This is a genomic window from Vibrio sp. 10N.222.55.C6, from assembly GCF_041473395.1.
In the GTDB taxonomy this organism is placed as follows: domain Bacteria; phylum Pseudomonadota; class Gammaproteobacteria; order Enterobacterales; family Vibrionaceae; genus Vibrio; species Vibrio crassostreae_C.
Map to the genome: position 1 here is coordinate 1 of NZ_JBFRSD010001188.1, position 282 is coordinate 282.

Annotated in this window: 1 pseudogene; it reads right to left on the reverse strand. The window is 43.3% G+C overall.

Features of this window, described 5'->3' with window-relative positions:
- A pseudogene (locus tag AB4486_RS28130) lies at positions 1 to 282 on the reverse strand (sugar phosphorylase); the annotation flags it as partial.

Here is a 282-nt window from a genome sequence, read left to right on the forward strand (position 1 = left end):
TCCTTATGACTCTTCAGCCAAACAAATTGAAACGGTTTCAATGTAAAGACATTTGCTAACTGCTCACGACTAATCAAGTCATAACCACTTGCATCAAGGCAAATCTCTTGCGGCGCCTCACTTAAGTTCAGAGCAAAGCGAATAGATTCATCTCCTTCGCCGCGCTGCAATGCAAACACCTTTTCACCTAGGTCTAGAACTTTTTGGCTCATAAGTGGAGAAAATGCAGGCTGAGTTTTACGCAGCTTCACCAACTCAACCATCTGGCTATAAACTTGTTGG